This is a genomic window from Prevotella sp. C561 (assembly GCF_000224595.1).
In the GTDB taxonomy this organism is placed as follows: domain Bacteria; phylum Bacteroidota; class Bacteroidia; order Bacteroidales; family Bacteroidaceae; genus Prevotella; species Prevotella jejuni.
The window spans coordinates 1-2,313 of record NZ_JH114172.1 but is presented as its reverse complement, the minus strand read 5'-3'; the positions used below and the strand labels follow the sequence as shown (position 1 = coordinate 2,313).

Genomic DNA, 2,313 nt, shown 5'->3' with positions numbered 1-2,313 from the left:
GCCTCACCCCAGCCCCTCTCCGAATGGAGAGGGGAGTGATTACCGAGATACCCCTGTATGTCCTCAAGATGTTTAGCGGCCCATCTTCTATCAGTAGCAGGCTAATAGGGGTAACCTCACATACTACTCCCCTCTCCATTCGGAGAGGGGGCTGGGGGTGAGGCCTCTGTGAACTCTGTATGCCGAAGGCGTTCTGTGGGCTCGAAACTGTGCGCTTAAAACCTCCGTGACCTCCGTGCGCTCTGTGAGAGAAAAAACTCCCCAGCGTGTTGTTTGTGTGTCATTTCATAGAGTGGGTGCATTCTTTTTCTCACAGAAAAACACAGAAGAACAGAACACACAGCATTCCACAGAGACATTAAGTCAACCGATTTCACAGAACCTTATAGCCAACTTTAGCTAATCATCAGCACCTAACACTCAACATCCAACACCCTTCTTTAGCTGAAACGTTCTGTGAATTCTGTATGCCGGAGGCCTTCTGTGAGCTCGAAACTGTGCGCTTAAAACCTCCGTGACCTCCGTGTTCTCTGTGAGAGAAAAAAAATATCCAGCATGAGAAAAAGGAATGTCTTCTGTGAGAGAAAATACGCCCAACTCTTCATGTGAATAGTATTGTAGGCGTAGACTCATATTTTACGTATTACCTGCAACACCTCTGTAAACTCGTAAAAAATCCTTACAACCAACCAAGCTGACCACCCTCACAATACACAGATATCATTGCCTATAATCAAGGATATAACCCACAAGAAATCAGCATGTTATGTTTTGCATTCAAGTATATGCCCTTCTTGCTCGTAGAAGACGCCCTTCTTGGGGCGAGAAAGGCATGTTCTCAGACGTAGAAAAGCCTCTTCTATAACCATCAAAAGCATGTATTACGTGTTAGGGAAGCGAAAAATCGTTACAACGAAATTAAAGATTAAGTTTAGCTAAGCATGGGGGTATCTCGGTAATCACTCCCCTCTCCATTCGGAGAGGGGTTGGGGGTGAGGCTTCCTTATACCCACACAAAAAAAAAGGACACCCTTACGAGTGTCCTTAAGTGATTCCGACAGGATTCAAACCTGTAACCTCTTGATCCGTAGTCAAGTGCTCTATTCAGTTGAGCTACGGAACCATTGTTATGGTTGCAAGTTGAGTAATGAATTGCTTCATTGCTGAATTGCGAGTGCAAAGGTAGGACTTTTTCCCCAAACCACCAAATGTTTTACTATCTTTTTTACTCTTTTTTTTCATCTTCATCTTGCAGGGTTGGCAGCGAGATATGGTAACCCACTGCAATAAAACGAATTATACAGATGGCGACGAAGGTGATGATGACGGTCAGAGGGAGCGACATACCGAGGGCGAAGAGGCCCCAATAGATGAGTCCACCACCCACACTTGCTACGGCATAGATTTCCTTGTGGAAGATAACGGGGATGTTGTTTAGGAGTACATCACGGATGACACCACCCGCCACACCGGTTATGCAGCCCATGATGATAGCCACCCAGAAGGGATAACCGAGTGCGACAGTCTTCTGAATACCCGCTATCGTGAAGAGGGCAAGGCCGAGTGTGTCGAAAACAAACCATGCGTTGCTAAGTCGTTTAATCCATCGTCGTGACAAGATAACCAAGAAGAGGGCCAGACCCGTACATAGCACATACATGATATTGGTCATCCAGAAGGGTCGTACTCCTAACATGGTGTCACGAATAGTACCGCCCCCGATGGCGACGGCAAAGCCACACACATATCCTCCGAACCAATCGAAGTGTTTCTGTGCGGCGTGTCGGATACCCGATATGGCAAACGCAAATGTCCCAAGAAACTCCAGTATCACCTGCAGCGTACGGACAAGATGTGGGTCAGTGTATAACATTTTTGTCTATGAAAACTAACTAAAAGATGCCTTAAAGGCCTTATTTCAGCGTAAGGGGACGGGAAAATGGTGCATCGCAAGCCATCAACACCTAACATTTAACTCCCATCACCCTAACAGTAAGGTATTTGGGTCATATATGTCAGACTACGGAAAGGTGCAACGCAAGCCATCAACACCTAACATTTAACACCCATCACCCTAACAGCAGGGCCTTTTGGGTGTACAAGCCAGACAGCGGAAAGGTGCAACGCAAGCCATCAACACCTAACATTTAACACCCATCACCCTAACAGCAGGGTATTTGGGGTGTACAAGCCTGTCAGCGGAAAGGTGCAACGCAAGCCATCAACACCTAACATTTAACACCCAACACCCTAACAGCTGGGTATTTGGGGCGTATATGTCAGACTACGGAAAGCAGCATCGCAAGCCATCAA

At 46.6% G+C, this 2,313-nt stretch carries 1 protein-coding gene and 1 tRNA gene; both read right to left on the bottom strand.

All coding sequences use genetic code 11. The annotated features are described in order from the left end of the window. Positions 1–1,049 precede the first annotated feature (1,049 nt). Positions 1,050–1,123, bottom strand: a tRNA-Arg gene (locus HMPREF0666_RS15750). A 102-nt stretch (positions 1,124–1,225) separates the two neighbouring features. Beyond that, on the bottom strand, positions 1,226–1,873 hold the full coding sequence (locus HMPREF0666_RS15745; RefSeq protein ID WP_009013381.1) for a trimeric intracellular cation channel family protein: 648 nt from the start codon (positions 1,871–1,873) through the stop codon (positions 1,226–1,228). Positions 1,874–2,313: the final 440 nt, after the last annotated feature.

What these genes read in the sequence shown, in the direction of transcription:
- HMPREF0666_RS15745 (WP_009013381.1), bottom strand. Translation starts at nt 1,873, where the DNA reads ATGTTATACACTGACCCACATCTTGTCCGTACGCTGCAGGTGATACTG.